Here is a 23,446-nt window from a genome sequence, read left to right as displayed (position 1 = left end):
TATGGAAGGGCCATCGCTCAACGGATAAAAGGTACTCCGGGGATAACAGGCTGATACCGCCCAAGAGTTCATATCGACGGCGGTGTTTGGCACCTCGATGTCGGCTCATCACATCCTGGGGCTGAAGCCGGTCCCAAGGGTATGGCTGTTCGCCATTTAAAGTGGTACGCGAGCTGGGTTTAGAACGTCGTGAGACAGTTCGGTCCCTATCTGCCGTGGACGTTTGAGATTTGAGAGGGGCTGCTCCTAGTACGAGAGGACCGGAGTGGACGAACCTCTGGTGTTCCGGTTGTCACGCCAGTGGCATTGCCGGGTAGCTATGTTCGGGAAAGATAACCGCTGAAAGCATCTAAGCGGGAAACTTGCCTCAAGATGAGATCTCACTGGAACCTTGAGTTCCCTGAAGGGCCGTCGAAGACTACGACGTTGATAGGTTGGGTGTGTAAGCGCTGTGAGGCGTTGAGCTAACCAATACTAATTGCCCGTGAGGCTTGACCATATAACACCCAAGCAATTTGCATGCTCCGAGCTGAAAAGCGAGAGAGACCAGATTGCGGTGTGTGAAGACGAAACGAACCGAAAGTTCGATGTTCACAAAACACCAGCTGTCACATACCCAATTTGCTGAAGCGAGGCCACAAGGCCACGACTCAGTACCCGAATTTCTTGACGACCATAGAGCGTTGGAACCACCTGATCCCATCCCGAACTCAGCAGTGAAACGATGCATCGCCGATGGTAGTGTGGGGTTTCCCCATGTGAGAGTAGGTCATCGTCAAGATTAAATTCCGAAACCCCAATTGCGAAAGCAGTTGGGGTTTTGTTTTGCCCGCGAAAAAGTTTTGCCAACGTTTAAAGATCGGGTTTACCCTCAAGTTCAAATTAGAAGCCTCGTCGTAATAACAATTACGACGCGGCTTTTGCATTACAGTCAGCCGACGAATTGCCATGGTGCGAACCCTTGTGACTTAATTTTCGTCTTAAGGGAGGAAAGCCATGATGCACATGCTACGGTCGTGCGGCGGCTGTTCGGCGTGCCGGTTTTGGCACGGAAGATCCGATTGCGCTTGTCCACCGGGCGAACAGCTCATGGCAGGCATCGGCGCATTCCTTAGTGCCGAGGAACAGGAAGCCGCTCGGGCGCAGGGCGAAGTGGAGCATCTGCAGGATTTCGCGCTGCACTTCGCGATCAAGATTGATCAGCAAAGATGCGTCGAGGGGATCAACTGCACAGCTAATTGCACAGAATAATCCCGATTCATGATTCTGCCTTCAACAGTTTTGGCAGACAGACGTGCAGTACCTTTTATCTGGACATCCGGGGAATCACGACTGCACCAATGATTTTCGGCAGCGGATGGCCTACACGGCTAACCTTCGTTCAGATCAATTTGCCCCGTTGAAGTACTGACATCGATGATATGTCGGCGACCGTAGACTGAATATGTAAGGCTGCCGTCCTCGCTGTCCGGTTTACGCAATGCCAGTTGCGCGAACAAGCCATTCTTTTCGCTGTAACTGCCGAACCAGTCAATCAAGGCGCCGATGTAACAATCATTGCCAATGAAGACAGGCAGGTCGGCGACTTTTTCAATGCTGTAATGCGCCGGGCCAAAGCTGTAGTAATCGTTTTCACCGGCGCCGGTCGCCGGAATAGGGCAGAGCGGTTCTTTTGAAGGGATAGCGGCGGTTTCAGTGACTTTGGCCACAGCCTGATTAAGCGCTCGGTGCAGATCGGGTTCGAGTTCAAACGTGCTGTTGCCGTCGTCCTTGTGTTGAAGAGCGGGCACGTCGAGGGCATAGCGATAACGAATCGTCACCGTCGGCACCTGGACGTTGATTTTCAGCGGGTTGAGCAAGTAGACCCGATCAACGCCGTACTCGCTGTTTCGATAGGCCGCGTAAGTCTTGCCGCGCAGGTTTATCCAGTCCACCGACTGATTGGCGCCGCGATCATTGGTGTAGAACAGTGAACTGTCGGGCTCAACAGAACGTTTGATGAACCGTTCGCCGTCACGCCGCCAGGTTTCCACATAAGTGAACAGACCGGTGCCCCCGGCGTAGGTATTTACGATCAGATCGCGCTGCCCGTCGCCATCCAGATCCTGCAAGGTGTAAGACGTCAGGCCGGTTTCGGCAGCGTCATTGATCCGGGAGGCGGTCAGCGCTCGCCATTCATCGGCACCAACGCCTTCGGGCTGCGATGTCGGAAAGTGTGTTATCAAAGAGTCCTCTGCACTGGCCTCACCGTGAAAACCGCCAGCAGGCGTTTTCACGGTGAGCGCGGCGAGTACCCGATCCAGCGCGAATTCTGGATCATCTTTACTGGCGGCTTGAATACGCTTTTGCAGATCGTCCAGCGCCTGTTTATCGAGGTCATCCGGTTGATAGGCCACCGCTGCCTGCCACTGCGCGTGCAACGCTTGCAGACGCTCGCGATATTGCTGATCCAGGCAGGAAACGTCTTCGGCGCAGGCATTGCGGGCTTTTAACCACAGCCGTTGAGCGCGCTTGAGTTCAGCTTGTGCGGGACCAGAGGCTTTGAATAAATCCTGATAAATCGCGCCCATTTGCGCGTCCACTTCATACAACGATTTGTTCGCACAAACAGTGTTTTCGACGGCATTCGCCGCTTTTGTGCAGTCCATTCCGGCCGCCATGGCCTGCTGAATAAACAGCAGCACACAGACGGACACGATGCAGCGTCCTTTGATGTACACGATGTAAGCCCTGTAGTGGGGAGTTATGCCGGCGCGCAGGGTAATCGTTGGGCGAGGAATGTTGAAGCGCTGGCTTCAGGGAACCGCACTTGTGGCCGATAACCCATTGGGTGACTTCAACGTCGCGCGAAATCGCTTGATAGCATTTGGCCGGCAGCTATTATCTGCGCGCCTGAAATTGCCCTCACTTCAATTGCCTGGAAATCTTCGATGCTGTCGTATCACCAAAAGAGTTTTCTGATCGTCGATGATTTCTCGGATTTCCGCAGTTCCGTCCGTTCGATGCTGCGTGAGCTTGGGGTCAAGGATGTCGACACCGCCGACACCGGTGAGCAGGCGCTGAAGATGTGTGCGCAGAAGTCCTACGATTTCATCCTGCAGGACTTCCATCTCGGCGACGGCAAGAAGAACGGCCAGCAAGTACTCGAAGACCTGATGCTGGAAAAACTCATCAGCCATGAAGCGGTATTCGTCATGGTCACCGCCGAGACCAGTCAGGCGATGGTGCTCAGTGCCCTGGAGCATGAGCCGGATGCGTACCTGACCAAACCGTTCAACCGTTCCGGCCTGGCTCAGCGCCTTGAGCGTCTGGAGCAGCGCAAGACATTGCTCAAACCGATTCTGCAAGCCCTCGACCGTGGTAAACCGGTCGAGGTGCTCAATGCCTGCATTGCCCTGTGCAAGCAGGACATTCGTTATTCACCGTTATGCCTGCGTTACCGCGCCGATGCGTTGCGCGACATGAACCAGAACGAAGCGCTGGAGCGTCTCTACGACAGCATCATCGCCGACCGGCCGTTGCCTTGGGCGTTTGCCGGACTGGGCAAGTTGTTGTTCAAGCGTGGGCAAGTCGCTCAGGCAAAAGGCGTCTATGAAAAGGCGCTGAAGGTGTTTCCGATGATGCCGTCGTTGTACGACGGCATGGCCGACGTGCTGGTTGCCGAGGGTGATACCAAAGGTGCGCAGCAGGTGCTGGAAGAGGCCATTCGTCTATCGCCACTGGCGGTGCGTCGCCAAGCCTTGCTGGGCAAGCTTGCAATGGCCAACGAAGATTTCGACACCGCCTCACGCGCCTATCGTCAGGCCGTGGCGCAGGGGGCGCAGTCGCGTTTCAAGGATCCGGAAAGCAATCTGGGCCTGGCTCATGCGTTGATCAGCAAAGGCAGCGAGCGCGGTCTCGATACGCGTACGCGGCTGGAGATCAACACGACCCTCAGCGCTGTCGCCAAAGAGAACCCGACTGACCCCGGCCTGCAGATTCGTGCGCGCCTGATGAAGGCTACCAGCCTGCTGCTCAACGATGCCGAAACTGCCGACAAGCTCACCGAACAAGCACTGATGCGTCTCGACGGCATGGAACAGTTCATGAGTCCGGAAGCGGCGCTGTTGGTCGCCAAGCAGTTGCAGATGCTCGGTCAGGCCGAGGCGGGCACCTCGATGCTCAAGAGCTGCGCGGAAATCTACGGTGATGATCCGGCGGTGATGAAAGACATCGCCAAGCTCACCGATGACCCGACTATTCTCAGCTCCAGTAATGCCGCTGCCGACCTCAACCGTCAGGGCGTGCGCGTGTACAAGACCGGCAATCTGGTGGAGGCCCGCGAGGTGTTCCGCAAGGCGCTGAAGATGCAACCGAAGAACATCAGTATTGCGCTGAACATGGCCCAGTCGCTGCTGCACGGCACCGACACGTCGGTGCCATCGGCGGAGCTGGAAGAATGTCGGGCCTGCCTGAAAATGGTCGGCCTGATGCCCGACACCGACGCGCGTCATGCGCGTTATCAGAAGCTGAAAAGCAAGGCGTTTGGCGAATGAGCAACGACAAGCAGGCGCTGGATTTTTCCACGGTGATCGCCTCCACCGTCCACGACATGAAAAACTCGCTGGCCATGCTGATGCAGGCTCACAGCCAATGGCTCGCGCGGTTGCCGCAAGCGCAGCGCGAAGGTTCGGAGCAGGGCGTGATCGACTTCGAGTTCGCCCACCTCAACGGCATGCTCGTGCAATTGCTCGGGCTGTACAAGCTCGGCGTCAACCAGATGCCACTGCAACCGGCCTATCATGAACTCGACGACTTCATCGAAGCGCAACTGGCGTCGCATCAAGAGGTGTTCGCCAGTCGCGGGATCGTCGCCACGTATGAAGTTGATCCGTTGAGTCCGCTGGGGTTCTTTGACCGTGAATTGATTGCCTCGGTGCTCGGCAACTGCATCAACAATGCGATTCGCTATGCCCGCGAATCACTGCTGATCACCGTCAGCGATGAGGCCGGGCAACTGGTCCTGAGCATCAACGACGACGGCGACGGTTACCCGGCCGAGATGCTCGAGCGTCAGGCCGATTACGTGCAGGGCATCAACCACAGCAGCGGCAGCACCGGGCTCGGTTTGTATTTCGCCAACCGCATCGCAGCGCTGCATCAGCGTAACGGTGTTGAAGGTCGCACCGAAATTCGCAACGGCGGCCCATTGGGCGGCGGTGTGTTCAGCCTCTACCTCCCTTGATATTGCACCGATGCCTGTAGGAGCTGCCGCAGGCTGCGATTTTTTGATCCTGGAAAAACAACATCAAAAGATCGCAGCCTGCGGCAGCTTCTACAGGGGGTATTCGCGTTGTTTGTTTTTTTGTTTTGACGCTGCTTGATATTCCGAACAGCCGAAGCCTATTTTGTACGGGTCGCCGTTCGCGGCTCGCACAATAACAAGGATTGCGTCATGACAACCGATGGCCAGCGTTCACTCGCGCAGCGACTGACGGGCATTGATGAGATTGAATGTGTCACGCCGGATTTGAACGGCGTGCCGCGAGGCAAAGTGATGACCGCCGAGGGTTTCCTCGAAGGGCGGCGTTTGCAGATGGCGCGGGGAGTGCTGCTGCAATGCATCATGGGTGGTTATCCGGCGGCGCGCTTTTACGGCAGCGATGACGGCGACCTGGCACTGGTTGCCGAACCGTCGATGATCCATCCGCTGCCCTGGAGTGACGAGCCGCGTGCATTGGCCATTTGTGATGCGGATGAGCTGACCGGCGAGAGCTCCAATCTGTCGACTCGGGGCCAGCTCAAAAAGGTCATTGCTCGTTACGCCGCGCGCGGCCTGGCGCCGGTGGTGGCGACCGAGCTGGAGTTCTTTGTTTTCGCCCCGAACACTGATCCGACCCAACCGTTCCGTCCGCCTGTTGGCCTCGACGGCCGGCGCGAGGATGGCCAATCGGCATTCAGTGTCAGTTCCAACAACGGTCTGCGGCCGTTCTTCAATGAAGTCTATAAATGCATGGCCGCTCTCGGCCTGCCGCGCGACACCTTCATGCATGAAATGGGCGTCAGCCAGTTCGAGATCAATCTGCTGCACGGCGATCCGCTGCTGCTCGCCGATCAGACCTTTCTGTTCAAACACCTGCTCAAGGAAGTCGCGCTCAAACATGGCCTGAGCGTGGTGTGCATGGCCAAGCCGCTGGCGCACACGCCGGGCAGTTCGATGCACATTCACCAGAGCATCGTCGACATCGATACTGGCAAGAACGTGTTCAGCGCCGAGGACGGCCAACCGACGGCGATGTTTCGCCACTTCATCGGTGGGCAGCAGGCAGGCATGGCAGAGTTCACCGCACTGTTTGCGCCCAACGTGAACTCCTATCAGCGTCTGTGCCACCCGTTCGCTTCGCCGAACAACGCGTGCTGGTCCCATGACAATCGCGCCGCCGGCTTGCGTATTCCCGCCAGTTCGCCGGTTGCCCGTCGGGTGGAAAACCGTTTGCCCGGCGCCGATGCCAACCCGTATCTGGCGATCGCCGCCAGTCTGGCCGCGGGTTTGCATGGCATCGAGCATGAACTGGAGCCGACGGAAGCGATTCAGGGCGAGTTCGAGGTGCCGGACAACCTCTCGCTGCCGTGTACCTTGCATGCCGCGCTCGAGCGTCTGAAACGTAGCCAATTGGCGAGGGAACTGTTCGGACAGGAGTTCATCGAAGGCTACATCGCTTCGAAGACCATGGAGTTGACCAGCTTCTTTGATGAAATCACTCCCTGGGAACGGCGTGTTCTAGCAGCCCAGGCCTGACGAACCGTCGCCATCGGGCTATCGTTTTGGTAGCCCGATATTTACTGCAAGGAGCCGCTCGGAACGCCGATGCGCCAAATCTGGAAATCCTTTCGAGCGCTGTATTTCGCCTCGCTGATGATGTTGATCGGCTCGGGCCTTCTATCCACTTATCTGGCCTTGCGCCTTGCCGCTGACAACGTCGACGGCCTGTGGGTCGGTGCGTTGATGGCGGCCAACTATTTCGGCCTGGTGCTGGGCGGCAAGATCGGCCACCGGTTGATCGCTCGGGTCGGGCATATCCGTGCGTACTCGGCGTGCGCGGGGATCGTCGGCGCGGCGGTGCTCGGTCATGGCCTGGTCGACTGGCTGCCGGCATGGCTGGTGCTGCGGACCATCGTCGGTCTGGGCATGATGTGCCAATACATGGTCATCGAGAGCTGGCTCAACGAGCAGGCCGATGCCAATCAGCGCGGTCTGGTATTCAGTGGTTACATGATCGCTTCGTATCTGGGCCTGGTCCTGGGTCAGTTGATTCTGGTGATGCACCCGGGGCTGGGTCTGGAACTGCTGATGCTGGTCGCCCTGTGCTTTGCGTTGTGTCTGGTGCCGGTGACCCTGACCCGACGTATTCACCCTGCGCCCTTGCATCCGGCGCCGATGGAACCGCGCTTCTTTATCAAGCGGGTGCCGCAGTCCTTGAGCACGGTGCTCGGTGCCGGTTTGATCATCGGTTCGTTCTACGGCCTGGCACCGCTGTATGCGTCTCAGCAGGGCCTGTCGACCGAGCAGGTCGGTCTGTTCATGGGTAGCTGCATCTTTGCCGGCTTATTGGTGCAGTGGCCGCTGGGCTGGTTGTCCGATCGTTACGACCGGGCGCTGCTGATTCGCTGCTTTGCCGGGTTCCTGGCAGTGGCGGCGTTGCCGTTGGCGGTGCTGCCGCAGGTTCCGCTCGAGGTGCTGTTTGGGGTTGGTTTCCTCTGTTCACTGGTGCAGTTCTGTCTGTACCCACTGGCGGTGGCATTCTCCAATGACCATGTCGAGGGTGATCGGCGGGTGTCGCTGACCGCGATGCTGTTGGTGACCTACGGGGTCGGTGCGAGCATTGGGCCGCTGCTCGCGGGTGTGCTGATGAAGCTGTTCGGTAGTCAGAGCCTGTATGCGTTTTTCAGCTTCTTCGCGCTGGTGCTGGTGTGGCGGATCCGGCCGAAAGCCGTGACCAATCTGCATCAGGTCGACGATGCGCCGCTGCATCACGTGGCCATGCCCGACAGCATGTCCAGCTCGCCATTGGTGGCTGCCCTTGACCCGCGGGTCGACGAGCAGGTGGTGCAGGAGCAGATGGTGCAGGACCCAGTGCAAGCGCCAGTGAGCCCCGAGCCTGAAGCCGATACGCCGGCCGCGCCTGCGACAGAAACCGAATCGGACGCTGACAACGACAAGCCGACCCCGGATCTCAGTGGCGGCCGGCCTTGAACTGAACAAAAAGCATCGCGCACAAAAAAGGGCAGTCCCGCCAAGGACTGCCCTTTTTATTTGCCGCTGAGAATCACATGTCGTCTTTATCGAAACGGCGTGCTTCACGCTGCAACTGATAAACGAAACGCTCAACGTTGCGCGCGGCCGGGCCACTGATGTTGTGAAAGCGCAGGCCGGCAAAGGTGATGTTGAGTTTTTCCTCGAAATGCAGGTAGCGCAGTTCGACGGCGGTCGGTTGATTGCCGAACAGCGGCGGGGCGATCAGGCGGTCGTAGACCTGGCCCAGTTGCAGGCGGTCAGTAATGTCGCCTTCGAAACGCAGCTTGCAGCCGGTCGCGGAAATATCCAGCAGTTTGCCGTTGATCGGCGACTTGAGTTTCTCGCCACCCAGTTCGACGCTGACCAGGTCGGTGAGTTTCAGCGCGGCGCGGAAAGCATTGCGGCGCTGGTGGTAAACCACTTCGGTAGGCAGGTCGCCGGTGTAGAAACGGTCGCCTTCGGATTCTTGAATGTTCAGCGTGCCGTTGCATTCCCAGGCGATACGTACACCGTCGTGGAAACCTTCAACCTTGAACGGTTCGCCGGCCAGCAGGAAGCGTTCACCGTCGCGCGGGATCATTTCATCGAGGGCGATGGAGGCGGTGTCACGGTCAACTTTGATCAAATAGCTCTGAAAGCGCTGGCTGCGCTCGTGGAACGTGATGATCAAAGGATCGTGGCTGTCTTGTAACTGGCGCAGGTTGCTGGAGATTTCCAGTGGCGTGGTGAGCACCTTTGGGGGCTGCGGAGCATCATCCGCGCTTAGGGCGTTGGACACGGTTTATCAATCTCCAGACAAAATATGACGACTAGCCAGCATTTTGCCAGCATGTTTCGCGGGTTGATAGAGCTGGCGCATCAACGGCTCATGCCTGGCTGAGCGGACGCGGTACGGCGGGTTTGGCAAAAGTGCCGCTGGCGTTGTAAAGCGCTGGCGCTTCACCACCGGTGAGGATCTTCAGCTGATTGGCCGTGGCGGCCTGCTGGATCTGGATCGACTGACCATTCTTGAGGTTGGCGGCTTGGCATTGCGCGATCAGATCGGTCAATGCGTCGCCTTGCGTCAACAACTGCTCGCCAATGCTCGACTGGCCAGCCAATTGCTCAAGACCTGTACGATCAGTCGGCAGATTGAGGCTGGCGAGGATTTCGCTGCGCTTGCGGCCATGCTGTTCAAGCAGAATGATCAATGCCTGTTTGTGCGCCAGAATTTCTTCCAGCAGGGGCATGTCGCGACCGTGCAACGCGAGGGATTCGGTTTGCAGCAACTCCAGCAATTGTTGAGCTGGAGCAAAGTCGTCGTTGATCAGTTGCAATAAATTAGTGTCGTGCATGGCTGGCCTTGGGTTTTAAGCGTCCAAAAGCCTGGCGCCGGCAAAAGCCTAGCGCTGGGCTTCGAAGTTGAGCAGTTTGCTGGCTACACGGTTGCTGTCGACTTTATAGCTGCCATCGGCAATCGCGGCTTTCAACTCGGCCACACGGGCTTTGTCGACAGCAGGCTGATCGCGCAGCTTGTCAGTGACCTTCTGCAACTGTTGAGCCTCATTGCTGAGGTGTACCGATTCCCCGCTTTTTGCGGTACTGGCCTGTTCGGCCGGGGTATTCAGCGGCGCAGAGGTGCCGGTTTCGGCGGTTTCCTTGGCGTTGCTGGTACGTGTACTGCCCGTAAGTGACGAGGAGCTGTTCAAACGGCTGAAATCGATGACCATGATAAAAACCTCTGGGAATTTGGACGCTTGCCATGTTTTCGGCCATCCCCTGGAAAACTTTAGGCACATTTACAATGAGCCTTGCATGCGCCGGCGCGTGTCCTGCTGCGGCACAGTTTAGGGAACAGCCGGGGTCAGCGCCAGTTTTCTACATCGCCACTTCCACTTGGCCCGGCGCGATGACTTGCGCCTTGATGACCCGTTGCGAGTTGAGGTTTTTTACCCGGATCTGTTCTTTCAAGCCGCCATTGGCAAGCGCTTCGCCGGGCATGCGCACGGCCAGTGTGCCGCTGCGGGCAGTGATGACCACCTGATCGCCCTTGCGCACGACTTCTGCCTGTTCCAGATGAACCAGAGTAATCACCTGATCGGCTACCGTTGGTCGGGTTAATTTCTGCCCGATCGCTTCGTCTACCGAGGTCAGGAAGCCTTGATTGATCACACTGACGTCACGTTCACGCAGGGTCACGTCCTGCGGCTCGATAATGCCGGCGCGCTTGAGCGGTCGCGTGGTCGTCACAATCTCGCGAAACAGGCGGACTTGAGCGGGCACGAAGACCGTCCAGGGCGAGGCGCCCTCGCAGCGAACCTTGACGGTTACCCGGCCCAAAGGACGTGCCGGACTCTCCAGCGAAGCTGTCAATTCCTTGTCGCACATAGGCATGCGCATACGTGGATCGAGTTGCTTGACCTCGATTTCGTAGCGGCCTTCCGTTTGACTGGTAGCCAGATAGTCTTCTACGGTGAACTCAAGAAAGCCCTGAGTGACGCCGATAAGCATGTCAGGCATGGTAACCGTATCAGCAACGGCAGGGCTGCCAGCGAAGAAGAAGCAGACGGCAGACATCGCGCACAGGCTTTTGCGAGTGCGGGAGGTCAGGTGTCGGAAAAATGTCGTTTGAGCGTTCATACGAGTTAAAAAGCAAGCGCCGTGCCGTTTAGCAATGAATGTGCGTCGCAACAACACTTGGCGTTGGTGTAGGAGTCTGGGCATGGCTGGTGTAATGGATTCGGTGAACCAGCGCACGCAACTGGTGGGGCAGAATCGCCTGGAGCTGTTGTTGTTCCGTCTCGACGGTCAGCAGCTCTACGGAATCAACGTGTTCAAGGTACGGGAAGTGTTGCAGTGCCCGTCGCTGACGTTGATGCCCAAGTCCAGTCCTGTCGTGTGCGGGGTGGCAAATATCCGGGGGGCGACCATTCCGATCCTTGATCTGGCAATGGCCACCGGTTCCGGAGCGTTGAAGGACAAGAACAACCCGTTCGTGATCATCACGGAGTACAACACCAAGACCCAGGGTTTCCTGGTCCGCTCGGTGGAGCGCATCGTCAACATGAACTGGGAAGAGATTCATCCACCGCCCAAGGGCACGGGTCGCGATCATTACCTGACCGCTGTGACTCGGGTGGACAATCAGTTAGTCGAAATCATCGATGTCGAGAAGGTGCTGGCCGAAGTTGCGCCGACACCGGAAGCGATTTCGGTGGGCGTGGTCGATGTCGAGACCCAGACCAAGGCACTGTCGTTGCGTGTCTTGACGGTCGATGACTCATCGGTGGCGCGCAAGCAGGTCACGCGTTGCCTGCAGACGATTGGCGTCGAAGTGATCGCGCTGAACGACGGCAAGCAGGCGCTGGATTACCTGCGCAAGCTGGTCGACGAGGGCAAGAAGCCGGAAGAAGAGTTCCTGATGATGATTTCCGACATCGAGATGCCGGAGATGGACGGATACACTTTGACGGCCGAGATTCGCGCTGACCCGCGCATGCAAAAGCTTCATATCATCCTGCATACTTCGTTGTCCGGGGTATTCAATCAGGCGATGGTCAAGAAAGTCGGTGCTGATGACTTCCTGGCCAAATTCCGCCCTGATGACCTGGCATCCCGGGTAGTCGACCGGATCAAAGCAGCAGATATCAGCTAGGGGCGTTTTGCTCCTGGCGGTCAACACGATTTAAGAGGCGGCATCATTGTCTACGGGTAATTTGGATTTCGAACAGTTCCGGGTCTTCCTGGAAAAAGCCTGTGGCATTTTGCTCGGTGAAAACAAGCAGTACCTGGTCTCGAGCCGTCTCAACAAACTGATGGAGCAGCAAGGCATCAAATCCCTGGGTGAGCTGGTCCAGCGCATCCAGACCCAGCCGCGCAGCGGTTTGCGCGAGCAGGTGGTCGATGCCATGACGACCAACGAAACCCTGTGGTTTCGTGACACCTATCCGTTTGAAGTCTTGAAGAACAAGGTACTGCCTGAAGCGATCAAGGCCAGCCCCAACCAGCGTCTGCGGATCTGGTCGGCCGCCTGCTCATCGGGCCAGGAACCGTACTCGCTGTCGATGTCGATCGACGAGTTCGAGCGCAGCAACCTGGGCCAGTTGAAGATGGGTGTGCAGATCGTTGCCACTGATTTGTCCGGCCTAATGCTGACCAACTGCAAGACGGGCGAATACGACAGCCTGGCGATCGGTCGCGGTTTGTCGCCGGAACGTCTGCAGCGTTACTTCGACCCGAAAGGGCCGGGGCGCTGGGTGATCAAGGCGCCGATCAAGAACCGCGTGGAGTTCCGCTCGTTCAACCTGCTCGACAGCTATGCCGCGCTGGGCAAGTTCGACATCGTGTTCTGCCGCAACGTGTTGATCTACTTCTCTGCCGAAGTGAAGAAGGACATCCTGTTGCGCATTCACAGCACGTTGAAGCCGGGCGGTTATCTGTTCCTTGGCGCTTCCGAAGCGCTGAACGGTTTGCCGGACCATTACCAGATGGTGCAGTGCAGCCCGGGGATCATTTACCAGGCGAAGTGATTGCATCGGCAATACAAAAAAACGGCAGGCCCGCAAAGGCCTGCCGTTTTTTTGTGCCCGAAGAAATTCTCCTTAACACCACAAAACCCCTGTAGGAGTGAGCCTGCTCGCGATAGCGGTAGCACATTCAGCATCATCGGTGCCTGACACACCGCTATCGCGAGCAGGCTCACTCCTACAGGGACCGTGGTGTGTATGAGATGGACGGCAAGCGGCAGAAAAGCGGCATCTGGCGGAAACCGGTTGCCGCTTTTCTGGCATTGCCGCTTTGCCGGTCTCTCGCAAAGCCCCGGTTTACGGGGGTTTTTCGCATTGGCACGCGGCTTGCTAAAGCTCAGTTACGAAAAACCGGTCACCCTGAAGGTCCCGACATGAGCATCAGCTTCGATAAAGCGCTCGGCATTCACGAAAAAGCCCTGGGCTTCCGCGCCCAGCGTGCCGAAGTCCTGGCCAACAACATCGCCAACGCCGATACCCCGAACTACAAGGCTCGGGATCTGGACTTCTCTAAAGTGCTTGAAGCACAGACCCAGAAAAACGCCAACGGCACGATTGCCCTGAACATGACCAACAGCCGTCACATCGAAGCTGAAGGCCTGGGCAACGGCGACGAATCGCTGATGTATCGCACGCCGATGCAACCGTCGATCGACCAGAACACCGTTGACGCTCAACTGGAACAGTCCAACTACGCGGAAAACGCCGTAGGCTTCCAGGCCAGCTTCACCCTGCTCAACAGCAAATTCAAAGGGCTGGTGTCAGCCCTGCGCGGAGAGTAATCCATGTCCCTGTCCAGCGTTTTCAACATTGCCGGCAGCGGCATGAGCGCACAAACCACGCGTCTGAACACCGTGGCTTCGAACATCGCCAACGCCGAAACCGTCTCGTCGAGCATCGACCAGACCTACCGCGCCCGCCACCCGGTGTTCGCCACCATGTTCCAGGGCGGTCAGAACAGCGGCAGCAACTCGCTGTTCCAGAGCCAGGACGCAGCCGGTCAAGGCGTACAGGTATTGGGTGTGGTCGAAGATCAGAGCAACCTCGAAGCGCGTTACGAGCCGAACCATCCGGCAGCCGACGCCAAAGGTTACGTCTACTACCCGAACGTCAACGTGGTGGAAGAAATGGCTGACATGATTTCCGCGAGCCGGTCTTTCCAGACCAACGCTGAAATGATGAACACCGCGAAAACCATGATGCAGAAGGTACTGACCCTCGGTCAGTAATAAGGGGCGACTGCCATGAGTGTTTCCGATACCACCAGCTCCCTGAGCATGAATGACATCCTGGCCAACTCGTCGAAGAAGGCCAGCAGCACCACCACCGGCGGCATCGCTTCGGCAACCAACAGTGCAACCGGCGGTCAAGCGCTGGGCAAGGACGCGTTCCTGCAGCTGCTGGTGACCCAGCTGAAAAACCAGAACCCGCTGGATCCGCAGGACAACAGCGCGTTCGTTGCCCAATTGGCGCAGTTCAGCAGCCTGGAAGGCATCACCACGCTTAATAGCACCGTAAGCTCGCTGGCCGGTAACTACAACTCCTCGCAGGCGTTGCAGGCATCGTCGCTGGTTGGCCGCAATGTAATCGTGCAAACCAACACTGCCCAGCTCGACGACCCGAGCAAAGGCCTGACCGGTTCGGCGACTGTGCCTACGTCGATTGCCGGCGGCACGGTGACCATCACCGACAGCAGCGGCGCTACCGTGCGCACCATTGACCTGGGCAGCCGCGCTGCCGGCAATGCCAGCTTCACCTGGGACGGCAAAGATGCTTCCGGCAATCTGGTGCCCGTCGGTACTTACACCTTCAAGGCGAACGCACCGATCAACGGCGCCGCGACAGATCTGGCGACCTACCTGCCGGCGACCGTCAACAGCGTGACGATCAGCCAGACCGGTGGCGAGCTGATGCTCAACCTGTCCGGCAAGGGCACCGTTGCCCTGTCCAAAGTACAAACCATTGGTATATAGAGCCGACTAACCGGCACAAAGGAGTGGAATATGTCTTTCAATATCGGCCTTAGCGGTCTCTATGCCGCCAACAAACAGCTGGACGTGACCGGCAACAACATCGCCAACGTCGCGACTGCCGGTTTCAAATCGTCCCGTGCAGAATTCGAAGACGTCTACTCGGCGACTCGCCTGGGTAGCGGCAGCAAAGTGATCGGTAACGGCGTGCGCCTGGCCAACGTTTCCCAACAGTTCACCCAGGGTGACATCAACAACACCGGTAACGTGTTGGATATGGGCATCAACGGTTCGGGCTTCTTCACCATGAGCAACAACGGCTCGGTGTCCTACACCCGTGCCGGTACGTTCAAGGTCGACAACGCCGGTTACATCACCAACACCGATTACACCTCGCGCCTGCAGGGTTACGGTGTGGATGCCAACGGCAAGATCATCAACGGTGTACTGACCGACCTGAAGATCGACACCTCGAACCTGGCGCCGAAGTCCACCTCGCTGGTGACGTCGACCATCAACCTGAACTCGACTGCTCCGGTGATCGACGACACAGTGGCGGCCGGCAAATTCGACCCGACCAACCTTGCGACCTACACCAAGTCGTTCAGCACGCCGATCTATGACAGTCAGGGCAACATGCACCCGATGGATCAGTACGTGGTCAAGACCGGTGCCAACACCTGGAAGGTCTACACCCTGGTAGACGGCCGTAACCCGGACGCGACCGGTAGCGATCCGAAAACCACCGCGCCAGTCGCTTCCACCATGAGCTTTGACTCCGCCGGCAAGCTGACTCAGGTCAGCACTCTGCCGGGTCCGGTGATCAGCAGTGACCTGAAAATCACTGGCTGGGTGCCAGGTAACGTGGTCAACGGTACCTTCAAGGCTAACGGTGCAGCTGCCAACCCGGCCGGCATTACCATTTCGATGGCGCAGACCACTCAGTACAACGCAGACACCGCGCGTTCTATCCCGACTCAGGATGGTTACGCCACTGGCCAGATCACCAACCTGACCATCGACGGCACCGGTACGCTGTTCGCCAACTTCAGCAACAACCAGAGCAAGGCCATCGGCCAGGTTGCGCTGGCCAGCTTTACCAACGAACAAGGTCTGCAGGCAATCGGTGGCACCAGCTGGAAAGAGACGTTCGCTTCGGGTATCCCGGGCTACGATGCACCGGAAACCGGTACCTTGGGTTCGATCGCTTCCAACTCGCTGGAAGAGTCCAACGTTAACCTGACCAACGAACTGGTAGACCTGATCAAGGGCCAGAGCAACTATCAGGCGAACGCCAAGACCATTTCCACTCAGAGCACCATCATGCAGACCATCATTCAGATGACTTGATGCTGGTTTGAGATGTGCAAGGGAGCCCCTCTTTTTAGAGGGGCTTTTTTGTGGGGCCCGCAGATCAAGAGCTGCAGCCGAACAGAGTGGTGAGGAGCACGGCGCGAATGTCATGCAGGAGCTGCCGCAGGTGCGATCGTTTGATCCTGATCCTGATCCTGATCCTGTAGGAACTGAGCCTGCTCGCGATGACCTCCTGAAAGCCGGCGCATTTCTCCCGCTCAACACTCAGGCAAAAAAAAGCCCCCGACAAACCAGAGGCCTGTCGGGGGCTTTTTCGTTCAGGCGTCTCGCAACGCCTGACTCGGCTCAGCTTATTGGCAAGCTTCGCAATCCGGCTCGTCGATCGCGCAAGCCTTTGGCACTGGAGCAGGGCCGGCAGGTGCTGCCAGAACCGAATCGTCGCCGTGGTTGCCGCCGCTGGAAACAGCGTTCAGCTTGCCGGTGTTGATGGTCGACTTCTCGGTGCTGGTCGCGGCCAGGGCACGGAGGTAGTAAGTGGTTTTCAGACCACGGTACCAGGCCATGCGGTAGGTCACGTCGAGCTTCTTGCCCGATGCGCCGGCGATGTACAGGTTCAGCGACTGGGCCTGGTCGATCCACTTCTGACGACGGCTGGCCGCGTCAACGATCCACTTGGTGTCCACTTCGAACGCGGTCGCGTAGAGCTCTTTGAGTTCTTGCGGGATGCGCTCGATCTGCTGAACCGAACCGTCGTAGTACTTCAGGTCGTTGATCATGACCGAGTCCCACAGACCGCGAGCCTTGAGGTCGCGAACCAGGTACGGGTTGATCACGGTGAATTCGCCCGACAGGTTCGATTTCACATACAGGTTCTGGTAAGTCGGTTCGATCGACTGCGATACGCCGGTGATGTTGGCGATGGTCGCGGTCGGTGCGATGGCCATGATGTTGGAGTTACGAATGCCTTTTTGTACACGGGCGCGAACCGGTGCCCAGTCCAGGGTTTCGTTCAGGTCAACGTCGATGTACTTCTGGCCGCGAGCCTCGATCAGGATCTGTTGCGAATCCAGCGGCAGGATGCCTTTGGACCACAGCGAACCCTGGAACGTCTCGTACGCGCCGCGCTCGTCAGCCAGGTCGCAGGACGCCTGGATCGCGTAGTAGCTGACCGCTTCCATCGACTTGTCGGCGAACTCGACGGCAGCGTCGGAACCGTAAGGGATGTGCTGCAGGTACAGCGCGTCCTGGAAGCCCATGATGCCCAGGCCGACCGGACGGTGCTTGAAGTTGGAGTTCTTCGCTTGTGGCACCGAGTAGTAGTTGATGTCGATAACGTTATCGAGCATGCGTACGGCGGTGTTCACGGTGCGTTCCAGCTTGGCGGTGTCCAGCTTGCCGTTGACGATGTGGTTCGGCAGGTTGATCGAGCCCAGGTTGCAAACGGCGATCTCGTCCTTGTTGGTGTTCAAGGTGATTTCGGTGCACAGGTTCGAGCTGTGGACCACGCCGACGTGCTGCTGCGGGCTGCGCAGGTTGCACGGGTCTTTGAAGGTCAGCCATGGGTGACCGGTTTCAAACAGCATGGAGAGCATTTTGCGCCACAGGTCTTTGGCCTGGATGGTCTTGAACAGTTTGACCTTGCCTGGGTATTCGGTCAGGGCTTCGTAGTACTCGTAGCGCTCTTCGAAAGCTTTACCGGTCAGGTCGTGCAGGTCCGGTACTTCGGATGGCGAGAACAGGGTCCACTTGCCGTCGTCGAAGACGCGCTTCATGAACAGGTCAGGGATCCAGTTGGCGGTGTTCATGTCGTGGGTACGACGACGATCATCACCGGTGTTCTTACGGAGTTCGATGAACTCCTCGATGTCCATGTGCCAGGTTTCCAGGTAGGCACACACCGCGCCTTTGCGCTTGCCACCCTGGTTAACGGCAACGGCGGTGTCGTTCACCACTTTCAGGAACGGAACCACACCTTGGGATTTGCCGTTGGTGCCTTTGATGTACGAACCCAGTGCACGCACCGGCGTCCAGTCGTTGCCCAGGCCGCCAGCGAATTTCGACAACATGGCGTTGTCGTGGATCGCGTGGTAGATGCCCGACAGGTCATCCGGCACGGTGGTCAGGTAGCAGCTCGACAGCTGTGGACGCAGGGTGCCGGCGTTGAACAGGGTCGGAGTCGACGACATGTAGTCGAAGGACGACAGCAGGTTGTAGAACTCGATCGCACGGTCTTCTTTGTGCTTCTCTTCGATCGCCAGGCCCATGGCCACGCGCATGAAGAAGATCTGCGGCAGTTCGAAGCGCACGCCATCCTTGTGGATGAAATAACGGTCGTAGAGGGTTTGCAGGCCCAGGTAGGTGAATTGCTGATCACGCTCGTGGTTGATCGCCTTGCCCAGTTTTTCCAGGTCGAAGGACGCCAGCACAGGGTTCAGCAGTTCGAACTCGATACCTTTGGCGATGTAAGCCGGCAGCGCCTTGGCGTACAGGTCGACCATTTCGTGGTGAGTGGCGCTTTCGGCCACACCGAGGAAGCCCAGGCCTTCGGCACGCAGGGTGTCCATCAGCAGGCGGGCGGTGACGAACGAGTAGTTCGGCTCGCGCTCGACCAGGGTACGGGCGGTCATCACCAGGGCGGTGTTGACGTCGGTCAGGGCCACGCCGTCGTACAGGTTTTTCAGGGTTTCGCGCTGGATGAGGTCGCCGTCGACTTCTTCCAGACCTTCGCATGCTTCGGTGACGATGGTGTTCAGGCGGCCCATGTCCAGCGGCGCCAGGCTGCCGTCAGCGCGGGTGATGCGGATCGACGGGTGCGCGTTGACCGCTTCTTCGGCCGGGGCGTGGGCAGCGCGTTCTTTCGAACGACCGTCACGGTAGATCACGTAGTCGCGCGCCACTTTCTGCTCGCCGGCACGCATCAGGGCCAGTTCGACCTGGTCCTGGATTTCTTCGATGTGGATGGTGCCGCCCGAAGGCATGCGACGCTTGAAGGTCGCGGTGACCTGTTCGGTCAGACGGGCAACGGTGTCGTGGATTCGCGACGAAGCGGCAGCGGTGCCGCCTTCAACTGCGAGGAACGCTTTGGTGATAGCGACGGTGATCTTGTCATCGGTGTAAGGAACGACAGTGCCATTACGCTTGATCACGCGCAGTTGACCAGGCGCGGTGGCTGCCAGATCCGAAGTCGAATCGGCGGCCTGCGGCAAGGTGCCCTGCGGGTTCTCGCGAGTTGTGTCGGTTTGCATGGGTGTCTCCACGTTCTCTATGTTTGTTTGGGCACCATCACGGTGCCCACCGTTCCGTCCTGAAGCACTACAACCGGCACGCGCCGGGCATAACGACTTCGGGACAGTTCAGGAAGAGGGCCTTGTGAGCGCCGCTTCCATGCCGAAGTCTTCGGCTCACGCGATACGCGTGAAACCGCATTCCTTTCGGGGAGCAGTTCGCCACTGCAACACCCGTACCGTAAACGCCGTGATCGGCTGAAAAACGGTAGCCATCCGCAGGCGCGGTTTGGGCTTCTGAAAATACGTTTGGTTCAACCTGACAATGGCAATAAAAAGCCTTGAATTCACTGTCCGGTTTGTGTTTGGTTTTTTAGTGCCAACCCCTACATGTAGGGTTTTTTTGCGCACGGGCTACAAGATAATGCGTTTTAGGGGCGGATTGCAACGTACTACCTGTGGATAAACCTGTGCGTAAATTGTGTGTGAAACAAGGAAAAAGCGTGTAGGCCGCGAACCTGCTGACCTAGACCGTTTGTCACTGTTTTTTCACCCGGAAAAACGCTTCAGCGGATTTTTAAGGGCGCGAACCCTATCACAAAAAAACGCTGTGTCCGAACGCATTTACCGACTTGTGTTCTGGCTGTACGCCGTTTATACAATCGGGCCATGCGCAGGCATCTTTATCCTCCAGAAACATGACAAAAGGACGGGAAGATCACGCTAAATATCGCGTACCTCTGTAGGAACTGCCGAAGGCTGCGATCTTTTGATCCTGATCTTGAAAAGCAAGATCTAAAGATCGCAGCCTCGTTTCACTCGACAGCTCCTGCAGGGATTGTGTGTCTGGGCAATCGCCTTCCTTTTATTAATAACAATAGAAAGCAGAGGTCACCGGTGGAGCAACAAGCCTTTCAGGTATTGATCGTCGAAGATGACCAGCGACTGGCCGAACTCACGCGCGACTACCTGCAAGCCAATGGACTGCGCGTGGACATCGAAGGCAATGGCGCGCTGGCGGCGGCTCGGATCATCAAGGAGCAACCGGATCTGGTGATCCTCGATCTGATGCTGCCTGGTGAAGATGGTCTGAGCATTTGCCGCAAGGTGCGCAATCAATTCGACGGGCCGATCCTGATGCTCACCGCGCGCACCGATGATGCCGACCAGATTCAGGGCCTCGACCTCGGCGCCGACGATTACGTCTGCAAACCCGTGCGCCCTAGATTGCTGCTGGCGCGGATTCAGGCGTTGCTGCGACGCAGTGACAGCGCCGAGCCGGTCGCGGAAAAATCCCGTCGTCTGCAATTCGGCCCGCTGGTGGTCGACAACGCCCTGCGCGAAGCCTGGCTGAGCGACAACGGCATCGAGTTGACCAGTGCCGAATTCGACCTGCTCTGGCTGCTGGTGTCGAACGCCGGGCGGATTCTCTCACGCGAAGAAATCTTCACCGCCCTGCGCGGTATTGGCTACGACGGCCAGGATCGCTCGATCGATGTGCGCATTTCGCGTATCCGCCCGAAAATCGGCGACGACCCCGACCATCCGCGCCTGATCAAGACCATTCGCAGCAAAGGTTATCTGTTCGTCCCTGAAGCCTGCATAGACCTGTCGCTGTGAACTCGATCTTCCTGCGCATCTACGGCGGCATGTGTGCAGCGCTGATTCTGGTAGCGGTGCTTGGCGTGCTGGCGCTTAACCTGCTCAATCAGGTACGCAGCGAGCAATACCGCGAGCGCCTGGCCCACGGCACGTTTTCGCTGATGGCGGGCAACCTGCAACCGATGAACGAGACCGAGCGTCATCGTGCGCTGCTGGTGTGGGAGCGTCTGCTCGGGATTCCGCTGGCGCTGAAGAAGTTTGCCGACACCGATCTTGATCTGTCCCAACGTACCCGAGTGCAGCGCGGTCAGGCGCTGGTCGAGCAGACCGGGCCGCACGCGGCCAAGGTTTATCGGATGGTCAGCGACAAGGAACAGCTCGTGCTGGTGGGGGAAGTGCAGCAGATCAGTGAGCAGTTGGCCCGCGCGACTATTTATCTGTTGGCCGATGAGCTGGTGCGCGTACCGGTGGGTGAACAGCCCAAACGCCTTGAGCAGATAAAGGAAGAGAAAGGTTTTGGTTTTGACCTGCGGCTGGTCACGGCAAACGACGCTGACATGGACGAAGACCAGAGCCGTCGCGTCTCCGAAGGCGATACGGTGATGGCGCCGGGCAAGGGCGGCGATTCGATCCGCGTGTTTGCCGGCATGGTCGGCACGCCGCGGGTGCTGGAGATCGGGCCGTTGTATCAGATGAATCCGTACCCGCCGGAATGGCTGGTGCTGATTGCCGCACTGGGGCTGAGTTTGATCGGCCTGATCGTTTATCTATTGGTGCGTCAGCTCGAACGGCGTTTGCGCGGCCTCGAAGCGGCGGCCACGCGTATCGCCAAAGGCAGTCTGGAAACCCGCGTGCCGGCGCGCGGTGCTGACTCGGTCGGGCGCCTGGCGTCGGCGTTCAATGGCATGGCCGAGCACTTGCAACAGTTGCTGGCGATCCAGCGGGAACTGGTGCGCGCGGTATCCCATGAATTACGCACGCCGGTGGCGCGCCTGCGTTTCGGTCTGGAAATGATCGGCTCGGCAACCACCCCGCAAGCGCTGGAAAAGTACCGCGAAGGCATGGATCACGACATCGAGGATCTCGATAAGCTGGTCGACGAAATGCTCACCTATGCGCGACTGGAGCAAGGCTCACCGGCGCTGACGTTCCAGCGCATTGACCTGGATGCGTTGGTCAATCAGGTCATCGAAGAGCTGGCGCCGTTGCGTGCCGAGGTCACGGTGCAGCGTGGTTTGTGCCTGTCTGCGGCGGACAACGACGATGCCTGGGTCGAGGCCGAGCCGCGCTATCTGCATCGCGCGTTACAAAACCTGGTGAGCAACGCCATGCGCCATGCCCGTTCGAAAGTCACGGTGAGCTATCAGGTCGGACAGTTGCGCTGCCGGGTCGATATCGAAGATGACGGGCCGGGCGTGCCGGAAGTGGCGTGGGAGCGAATCTTTACGCCGTTTCTGCGCCTGGACGACAGCCGTACGCGGGCCTCGGGCGGGCATGGTTTGGGGCTATCGATTGTGCGGCGGATCATTCACTGGCATGACGGCCGGGCGATCATTGGCAAGAGCAAAAGTCTGGGAGGGGCTTGCTTTAGCTTGAGTTGGCCGAGGAATCAGGAACGCCGCTGAGTTTTGTGTTGGCTCGGCAGGCCTCATCGCGAGCAGGCTCACTCCTGCAGGCGAACGCATTTCAATGTAGGAGTGAGCCTGCTCGCGATAGGGCCAGTGCCCACACCAAAAATCTTCAGGCTTTGATGCTGACCAGACTCAACAACTGCCCATCCCGCACCCCGAACTGCGCATCCAGTTCAGTGCCGTTGCGCCATTCGGCAGACAGGTCCGTCAACAACCGCAACCTCACCTGACCCGCTTCAGTCCACTCCAGCACTTCAGCATGCTCGAAGTAAAAGCGCTGCTGCACAATCGGGTACAGCGCCTTGAACAAACTCTCCTTCACCGAAAACGTCAGCGTCACCCACAACGCCAACTGTTCCCGCGAGGCGGCCGTCATGCGCTGCATTTCAGGTGGCGTCAGAATCTCTCCAGCCAGGCGCTCGGCGCGTTCGGTACTGAGCAGATTTTCCAGATCCATGCCCAAACCGCGCCAGTGTTGCTTGTTGGCGACAATTGCGGCGGCATGGCCGGTGCTGTGGGTGATCGAGCCGCAGATGTGCGCCGGCCATATGGGCGCGCGGTCTTCACCGATCGCCGGCACCACGCTGCTGCCTTCCAATTGCTGCAACGCCGCGCGGGCGCAGATACGCCCGGCGAGAAACTCGGCCTGACGTTTGGCCACCGAACGCTGAATGCTCGGCGGCGCGACGACGGCGCTGCGCTGGAAATCATCGCCAAGCAGTTGAGCAGGATCGAAACGGGTACTGAGCAGCACGGTGTCGGCCAATACCGTCGGCAACGGCCAGTGGCTGTCGAGCGCGGTGCAGCAGGCGGGGAGAGTGGGGGTGAGATTCATGGCGGGCATTTTGCCGGTTAGTCGGGTCGAGGTCGAGATGATCGTTCCCACGCTCTGCGTGGGAATGCCTCAATGGACGCTCTGCGTCCG

At 58.3% G+C, this 23,446-nt stretch carries 19 protein-coding genes, 2 rRNA genes and 1 pseudogene; 14 read left to right on the top strand and 8 right to left on the bottom strand.

The features are described 5' to 3' along the window. A 23S ribosomal RNA gene (locus tag AK821_RS22185) occupies positions 1-499 on the top strand; the annotation flags it as partial. A 166-nt stretch (positions 500-665) separates the two neighbouring features. Then, positions 666-781: ribosomal RNA gene (gene rrf / locus AK821_RS22180) — 5S ribosomal RNA — on the top strand. A gap of 234 nt (positions 782-1,015) precedes the next feature. On the opposite strand, the pseudogene AK821_RS31440 reads toward rrf, so the two are convergent. Continuing rightward, a pseudogene (locus AK821_RS31440) lies at positions 1,016-1,209 on the bottom strand (hypothetical protein); the annotation flags it as partial. Positions 1,210-1,370: 161 nt separating this feature from the next. After that, positions 1,371-2,696: a lysozyme inhibitor LprI family protein gene (locus AK821_RS22170; RefSeq protein ID WP_236708332.1), complete on the bottom strand. Its 1,326-nt coding sequence runs from the start codon at positions 2,694-2,696 to the stop codon at positions 1,371-1,373. Positions 2,697-2,930: 234 nt separating this feature from the next. Between AK821_RS22170 and AK821_RS22165 the strand changes: the two genes are divergently transcribed. From AK821_RS22165 to AK821_RS22150, 4 genes are all read left to right on the top strand, one after another. Further along, positions 2,931-4,535 carry a tetratricopeptide repeat-containing response regulator gene (locus tag AK821_RS22165; RefSeq protein ID WP_064391664.1) on the top strand — a complete coding sequence of 535 codons (1,605 nt, stop codon included), beginning with the start codon at positions 2,931-2,933 and terminating at the stop codon, positions 4,533-4,535. After that, the gene (locus tag AK821_RS22160) at positions 4,532-5,224 is read left to right on the top strand and encodes a sensor histidine kinase (protein ID WP_064391662.1); all 693 of its coding nucleotides are present in this window, start codon (positions 4,532-4,534) and stop codon (positions 5,222-5,224) included. Before AK821_RS22165 ends, AK821_RS22160 begins: the two co-directional genes overlap by 4 nt. A 312-nt stretch (positions 5,225-5,536) precedes the next feature. Continuing rightward, positions 5,537-6,778 (top strand): glutamine synthetase family protein, encoded by a 1,242-nt coding sequence (locus AK821_RS22155; RefSeq protein WP_177330973.1) that lies wholly within the window; start codon positions 5,537-5,539, stop codon positions 6,776-6,778. Between the two features lie 69 nt (positions 6,779-6,847). Further along, positions 6,848-8,233 carry an MFS transporter gene (locus AK821_RS22150; protein ID WP_064391658.1) on the top strand — a complete coding sequence of 462 codons (1,386 nt, stop codon included), beginning with the start codon at positions 6,848-6,850 and terminating at the stop codon, positions 8,231-8,233. A 73-nt stretch (positions 8,234-8,306) separates the two neighbouring features. Here the strand turns inward: AK821_RS22150 and AK821_RS22145 are convergent, their stop codons facing one another. From AK821_RS22145 to flgA, 4 genes are all read right to left on the bottom strand, one after another. Then, positions 8,307-9,053 carry a flagellar brake protein gene (locus AK821_RS22145; RefSeq protein ID WP_064391656.1) on the bottom strand — a complete coding sequence of 249 codons (747 nt, stop codon included), beginning with the start codon at positions 9,051-9,053 and terminating at the stop codon, positions 8,307-8,309. 88 nt (positions 9,054-9,141) lie between these two features. Next, complete coding sequence (locus AK821_RS22140; RefSeq protein WP_064391653.1) at positions 9,142-9,609, bottom strand: flagella synthesis protein FlgN; 468 nt, start codon at positions 9,607-9,609, stop codon at positions 9,142-9,144. 48 nt (positions 9,610-9,657) lie between these two features. Next, positions 9,658-9,984 (bottom strand): flagellar biosynthesis anti-sigma factor FlgM, encoded by a 327-nt coding sequence (gene flgM / locus AK821_RS22135; RefSeq protein ID WP_007960324.1) that lies wholly within the window; start codon positions 9,982-9,984, stop codon positions 9,658-9,660. Positions 9,985-10,132: 148 nt separating this feature from the next. Further along, positions 10,133-10,894: a flagellar basal body P-ring formation chaperone FlgA gene (gene flgA, locus AK821_RS22130; protein ID WP_082355483.1), complete on the bottom strand. Its 762-nt coding sequence runs from the start codon at positions 10,892-10,894 to the stop codon at positions 10,133-10,135. An 82-nt stretch (positions 10,895-10,976) separates the two neighbouring features. Between flgA and AK821_RS22125 the strand changes: the two genes are divergently transcribed. The 6 genes from AK821_RS22125 (at position 10,977) to flgE (ending at position 16,100) form a co-directional block, all read left to right on the top strand. After that, positions 10,977-11,909, top strand: coding sequence for a chemotaxis protein CheV (locus AK821_RS22125; protein WP_034155785.1), 933 nt, complete (start codon positions 10,977-10,979; stop codon positions 11,907-11,909). A gap of 46 nt (positions 11,910-11,955) precedes the next feature. Then, entirely contained in the window at positions 11,956-12,783 is an 828-nt protein-coding gene (cheR, locus tag AK821_RS22120; RefSeq protein WP_007917583.1) for a protein-glutamate O-methyltransferase CheR, read from the top strand. 371 nt (positions 12,784-13,154) lie between these two features. Then, positions 13,155-13,562, top strand: a complete 408-nt coding sequence (flgB, locus tag AK821_RS22115; protein ID WP_007917581.1) for a flagellar basal body rod protein FlgB — start codon at positions 13,155-13,157, stop codon at positions 13,560-13,562. A gap of 3 nt (positions 13,563-13,565) precedes the next feature. Continuing rightward, positions 13,566-14,009 carry a flagellar basal body rod protein FlgC gene (flgC, locus tag AK821_RS22110; protein ID WP_003227217.1) on the top strand — a complete coding sequence of 148 codons (444 nt, stop codon included), beginning with the start codon at positions 13,566-13,568 and terminating at the stop codon, positions 14,007-14,009. A 15-nt stretch (positions 14,010-14,024) separates the two neighbouring features. Next, positions 14,025-14,753, top strand: coding sequence for a flagellar hook assembly protein FlgD (gene flgD, locus AK821_RS22105; protein ID WP_064391648.1), 729 nt, complete (start codon positions 14,025-14,027; stop codon positions 14,751-14,753). 30 nt (positions 14,754-14,783) lie between these two features. Then, positions 14,784-16,100 carry a flagellar hook protein FlgE gene (gene flgE / locus AK821_RS22100; protein WP_064391646.1) on the top strand — a complete coding sequence of 439 codons (1,317 nt, stop codon included), beginning with the start codon at positions 14,784-14,786 and terminating at the stop codon, positions 16,098-16,100. Positions 16,101-16,414: 314 nt separating this feature from the next. Here the strand turns inward: flgE and AK821_RS22090 are convergent, their stop codons facing one another. Continuing rightward, on the bottom strand, positions 16,415-19,309 hold the full coding sequence (locus AK821_RS22090) for a ribonucleoside-diphosphate reductase subunit alpha (RefSeq protein ID WP_064391641.1): 2,895 nt from the start codon (positions 19,307-19,309) through the stop codon (positions 16,415-16,417). An 876-nt stretch (positions 19,310-20,185) separates the two neighbouring features. Between AK821_RS22090 and AK821_RS22085 the strand changes: the two genes are divergently transcribed. Together AK821_RS22085 and AK821_RS22080 are read left to right on the top strand one after the other, a co-directional pair. Beyond that, the gene (locus AK821_RS22085) at positions 20,186-20,908 is read left to right on the top strand and encodes a response regulator (RefSeq protein ID WP_064391638.1); all 723 of its coding nucleotides are present in this window, start codon (positions 20,186-20,188) and stop codon (positions 20,906-20,908) included. Beyond that, positions 20,905-22,515, top strand: coding sequence for an ATP-binding protein (locus tag AK821_RS22080; protein ID WP_064391637.1), 1,611 nt, complete (start codon positions 20,905-20,907; stop codon positions 22,513-22,515). The genes AK821_RS22085 and AK821_RS22080 overlap by 4 nt, the downstream gene beginning before the upstream one ends. 115 nt (positions 22,516-22,630) lie before the next feature. Here AK821_RS22080 and AK821_RS22075 read toward each other — a convergent pair whose 3' ends face one another. Next, positions 22,631-23,356: a 4'-phosphopantetheinyl transferase family protein gene (locus AK821_RS22075; protein WP_064391689.1), complete on the bottom strand. Its 726-nt coding sequence runs from the start codon at positions 23,354-23,356 to the stop codon at positions 22,631-22,633. Positions 23,357-23,446: the final 90 nt, after the last annotated feature.

Origin of the sequence: Pseudomonas sp. RIT-PI-r, from assembly GCF_001297015.1 — a bacterium.
Taxonomy (GTDB): Bacteria; Pseudomonadota; Gammaproteobacteria; order Pseudomonadales; family Pseudomonadaceae; genus Aquipseudomonas.
Note: the sequence above shows the minus strand (reverse complement) of the source record. Positions and strands in the feature narration are given on the sequence as shown.

Bases quoted from the DNA above. Each gene is read 5' to 3' on its own strand.
- AK821_RS22165 (WP_064391664.1), top strand. From the start codon at position 2,931: ATGCTGTCGTATCACCAAAAGAGTTTTCTGATCGTCGATGATTTCTCG.
- AK821_RS22160 (WP_064391662.1), top strand. From the start codon at position 4,532: ATGAGCAACGACAAGCAGGCGCTGGATTTTTCCACGGTGATCGCCTCC.
- AK821_RS22155 (WP_177330973.1), top strand. From the start codon at position 5,537: ATGACCGCCGAGGGTTTCCTCGAAGGGCGGCGTTTGCAGATGGCGCGG.
- AK821_RS22150 (WP_064391658.1), top strand. From the start codon at position 6,848: ATGCGCCAAATCTGGAAATCCTTTCGAGCGCTGTATTTCGCCTCGCTG.
- AK821_RS22140 (WP_064391653.1), bottom strand. From the start codon at position 9,609: ATGCACGACACTAATTTATTGCAACTGATCAACGACGACTTTGCTCCA.
- flgM (WP_007960324.1), bottom strand. From the start codon at position 9,984: ATGGTCATCGATTTCAGCCGTTTGAACAGCTCCTCGTCACTTACGGGC.
- flgA (WP_082355483.1), bottom strand. From the start codon at position 10,894: ATGAACGCTCAAACGACATTTTTCCGACACCTGACCTCCCGCACTCGC.
- AK821_RS22125 (WP_034155785.1), top strand. From the start codon at position 10,977: ATGGCTGGTGTAATGGATTCGGTGAACCAGCGCACGCAACTGGTGGGG.
- flgB (WP_007917581.1), top strand. From the start codon at position 13,155: ATGAGCATCAGCTTCGATAAAGCGCTCGGCATTCACGAAAAAGCCCTG.
- flgC (WP_003227217.1), top strand. From the start codon at position 13,566: ATGTCCCTGTCCAGCGTTTTCAACATTGCCGGCAGCGGCATGAGCGCA.
- flgD (WP_064391648.1), top strand. From the start codon at position 14,025: ATGAGTGTTTCCGATACCACCAGCTCCCTGAGCATGAATGACATCCTG.
- flgE (WP_064391646.1), top strand. From the start codon at position 14,784: ATGTCTTTCAATATCGGCCTTAGCGGTCTCTATGCCGCCAACAAACAG.
- AK821_RS22090 (WP_064391641.1), bottom strand. From the start codon at position 19,309: ATGCAAACCGACACAACTCGCGAGAACCCGCAGGGCACCTTGCCGCAG.
- AK821_RS22075 (WP_064391689.1), bottom strand. From the start codon at position 23,356: ATGAATCTCACCCCCACTCTCCCCGCCTGCTGCACCGCGCTCGACAGC.